The sequence below is a fragment of the Escherichia sp. KCJ4928 genome (assembly GCF_004352695.1).
Classification (GTDB): Bacteria; Pseudomonadota; Gammaproteobacteria; order Enterobacterales; family Enterobacteriaceae; genus ECMA0423.
Genome location: NZ_SJWV01000286.1, coordinates 1 through 3454, shown reverse-complemented (window position 1 = coordinate 3454; position 3454 = coordinate 1). Strand labels below are relative to the sequence as shown.

Sequence of the window (3454 nt, the reverse complement as noted above, 5' to 3'; positions counted from 1 at the left end):
AGTTACTGGTGGTGCCGGGTTCATCGGTTCGGCATTAACGCGATACATTATTAACTCAACAAATGACTCTGTTGTGAATGTTGATAAGTTAACCTACGCAGGTAATCTTCATTCTTTAAAAGACATTGATAATTGCGATCGTTATGTTTTTGTTCATGCTGATATTTGCGATGCGAAAGCATTAGACGCAATCTTATCAACACATAAACCTGATGCAGTAATGCATTTGGCAGCAGAAAGTCATGTTGACCGTTCAATCACCGGCCCTGCTGCGTTTATTGAAACGAATATTGTTGGAACATACGTTTTGCTTGAAGCAGCCAGAAAATACTGGCAAACCCTAGAGGGGGAAAAGAAACAGGGATTCCGTTTCCATCACATTTCTACTGATGAAGTATATGGTGATCTCCCTCATCCGGATGACTGGGATAATAAAAATAGTCCACCACTGTTTACTGAGAATACCGCATATGCTCCTAGCAGTCCATACTCTGCCTCTAAAGCATCAAGCGATCATTTGGTTCGCGCGTGGCATCGTACTTATAATCTCCCAACTATTGTGACTAACTGTTCAAACAATTATGGTCCTTACCATTTCCCAGAAAAGTTAATTCCGCTGGTGATCCTTAATGCGTTGCAAGACAAATCTTTGCCAATTTATGGCAAAGGCGATCAAATCCGTGATTGGTTATACGTTGAGGATCATGCTCGCGCACTCTATACCGTTATCACGAAAGGTATCGTAGGTGAAACTTACAATATCGGCGGTTATAATGAGAAAAAGAATATTGAAGTGGTAGAGACTATTTGCGATATCCTTGACGAAATAAAGCCGAAAAATACCTCGTATCGCGAACAAATCATTTATGTTGCCGATCGCCCAGGTCACGATCGCCGCTATGCCATTGATGCCAGTAAAATCACTCTGGACCTCGGTTGGAAACCTCAAGAGACCTTTGAATCTGGTATTAAGAAAACTATTCATTGGTATCTTGATAACCAGGAGTGGGTCCAGAATGTTATGAGCGGTGCCTATCAGGACTGGATTAACAAAAATTACGGGCAACTTTAATCTTTTCAACTCTGTCATAAGAAGCATTGAACATGTCAAAAAGAAAAGGAATTATTTTAGCCGGTGGTTCGGGTACTCGCCTTTACCCCGTGACGATGGCGGTTAGTAAACAGCTGCTGCCAATCTATGATAAACCGATGATTTATTATCCATTAAGCACGTTGATGCTTGCGGGTATTCGGGATATTCTCATCATTAGCACACCTCAGGATACCCCTCGCTTTGAGCAATTACTTGGTAACGGTGAAAAATGGGGGCTGAACATCGAATATAAAGTCCAGGAAAGTCCTGATGGTCTTGCCCAGGCATTTATAATTGGTGAAGAATTTATCGGTAACGATTCTTGTGCTTTAGTCCTCGGCGACAATGTTTTCTATGGTCACGATTTGCCAAAAGAACTTGAAATAGCAATGAATCAGGAAAAAGGTGCTACGGTCTTTGCCTACCATGTTAAAGACCCTGAACGCTATGGTGTGGTAGATTTCGATGAGAATGGCAAAGCGCTTTCTTTAGAAGAGAAACCGCTGAAACCAAAAAGTAATTATGCTGTGACTGGGCTCTATTTTTATGATAACGAGGTCATTGAGATGGCTAAACAACTGAAACCGTCAGCTCGCGGTGAATTAGAAATCACTGATATTAATCGCCTCTACCTGGAAAAAAACTCGCTCTCAGTTGCTATTATGGGCCGTGGCTATGCCTGGCTTGATACAGGTACGCATGAGAGTCTTATTGAGGCAGGTAACTTTATTCAGACGATCGAATCACGTCAAGGACTCAAAGTTTCTTGCCCGGAAGAGATTGCTTTCCGTAAAGGTTTCATTGATAAGAAACAGCTTGCAAAATTAGCCAAAGAACTCAATAAAAATGATTACGGTAAATATTTGCAGCATTTAGCCAAAGATTAAAAATTAACATTAATTAGTTAACACATATGAAAATTATAGAAACTCCTTTGAAAGATGCTGTTATTATCGAGCCTAAAATTTTTGGTGACGAACGAGGCTATTTTTTTGAAGTCTATCAGAAAAAACGTTATCAGGAATTGGGATTCGCTCTGGAATTTGTACAGGATAATCGTTCCAAATCGACTAAAAATGTCCTGCGAGGGCTTCATTTTCAGAAAACAAAGCCTCAGGGAAAACTAGTTTCAGTAACCCAGGGGGCTGTTTTTGATGTTGCCGTTGATCTCCGTCCAGAGTCACTGACATTTGGTCAGCATCATTCAGTTATTCTATCCGAAGAAAATTTTCTTCAGTTTTATATTCCTCCAGGTTTCGCTCATGGTTTCTGCGTATTAAGTGACACTGCTAGTTTCCAGTACAAATGCACTGATTATTATGATCCAACCGATGAAAGCGGTCTTATCTGGAACGATCCCGATCTGGGCATAGAATGGCCTGTTTCTCATCCTGTAGTTTCTGCTAAAGATTGTTTTTTACCTTCACTAGCAAGTATCAAAGAACAGATTCTTAAAGGCTGGAAAAATGTCTAAGTATACAATTATTGGCGGTAACGGTTTTATTGGTTCCCATATCGTTACATTGCTAAAAGAACAAGGGCATAATGTCGTTGTTCCCGATCGTAATAGCTGCAATTCCCTAAATGGTGAGTTAGGTAAAATTATTTATTGTGCTGGTAATGGTGATTGTGCGGAAAGCTATTTCTCTGTGCTGGAAGCAAATACAGTTTTGTTGGCAAAGTTACTGAAGAATGCACAGTTTGAAAAGCTGGTATATATTTCCTCAACTCGAGTTTATATGAACCACCATAGCGCAAATGAAACTGATGATCTGCTAGTAACAGCGGGTGATAACAGGAAGCTTTTTAACCTGACCAAACTGGTGGCTGAGGAGCTGTGTATTAAGAGCGAACGTGATGTTACTGTGGTTCGACCAAGCAATGTCTATGGTTTAGCTCTTAATAGTAAATTATTTCTTCCGTCTATTATCCGTCATGCCATTAACAATGGTGAAATCAACATGTTTGTTGCACCTGAATATGCTAAGGACTATGTTTCAGTCAATGATGTTGCTAAAGCATGTGTGTGGCTAGCTGAAAAACAAAACACCAACAAAGAAATATATAATGTCGCATCTGGATTTAACGTAACAGCTAAACAAATCACTGATGTCATTGAAAAAGAAACGGCTTGTAAGGTAAACTGGCATGATGGTAATTTCCCTCGTGAAGAGTTTCCTGTTACTAACATAAATAAATTAACTAATGAGATTCCGGATTATAAACCACAACATGTGCTTGATGATTTGAAAATGATGATAGCTAGTTATAAAGAAGAACTGGCGAGATAAATATGAGTGGTTTTAAGCGGTTACTTAAAAACTCTTTGTCTAATATAATAAATGGATTTTCAAATGTAAT

The 3454-nt window shown here is 39.4% G+C and carries 4 protein-coding genes; all 4 read left to right on the top strand.

Annotated elements, in window-relative coordinates:
• Nucleotides 1–1072 (top strand): dTDP-glucose 4,6-dehydratase (gene rfbB / locus E0D98_RS22530; protein ID WP_131891057.1); only part of this gene is annotated, 1072 nt, incomplete at its 5' end.
• 32 nt (nt 1073–1104) lie between these two features.
• Nucleotides 1105–1980 carry a glucose-1-phosphate thymidylyltransferase RfbA gene (gene rfbA / locus E0D98_RS22525; RefSeq protein ID WP_000044270.1) on the top strand — a complete coding sequence of 292 codons (876 nt, stop codon included), beginning with the start codon at nt 1105–1107 and terminating at the stop codon, nt 1978–1980.
• 26 nt (nt 1981–2006) lie between these two features.
• Nucleotides 2007–2567 carry a dTDP-4-dehydrorhamnose 3,5-epimerase gene (gene rfbC / locus E0D98_RS22520; RefSeq protein WP_000691185.1) on the top strand — a complete coding sequence of 187 codons (561 nt, stop codon included), beginning with the start codon at nt 2007–2009 and terminating at the stop codon, nt 2565–2567.
• Nucleotides 2560–3384, top strand: coding sequence for an NAD(P)-dependent oxidoreductase (locus tag E0D98_RS22515; protein ID WP_000049962.1), 825 nt, complete (start codon nt 2560–2562; stop codon nt 3382–3384). Before rfbC ends, E0D98_RS22515 begins: the two co-directional genes overlap by 8 nt.
• Nucleotides 3385–3454: the final 70 nt, after the last annotated feature.

What these genes read in the sequence shown, in the direction of transcription:
- rfbA (WP_000044270.1), top strand. Translation starts at nt 1,105, where the DNA reads ATGTCAAAAAGAAAAGGAATTATTTTAGCCGGTGGTTCGGGTACTCGC.
- rfbC (WP_000691185.1), top strand. Translation starts at nt 2,007, where the DNA reads ATGAAAATTATAGAAACTCCTTTGAAAGATGCTGTTATTATCGAGCCT.
- E0D98_RS22515 (WP_000049962.1), top strand. Translation starts at nt 2,560, where the DNA reads ATGTCTAAGTATACAATTATTGGCGGTAACGGTTTTATTGGTTCCCAT.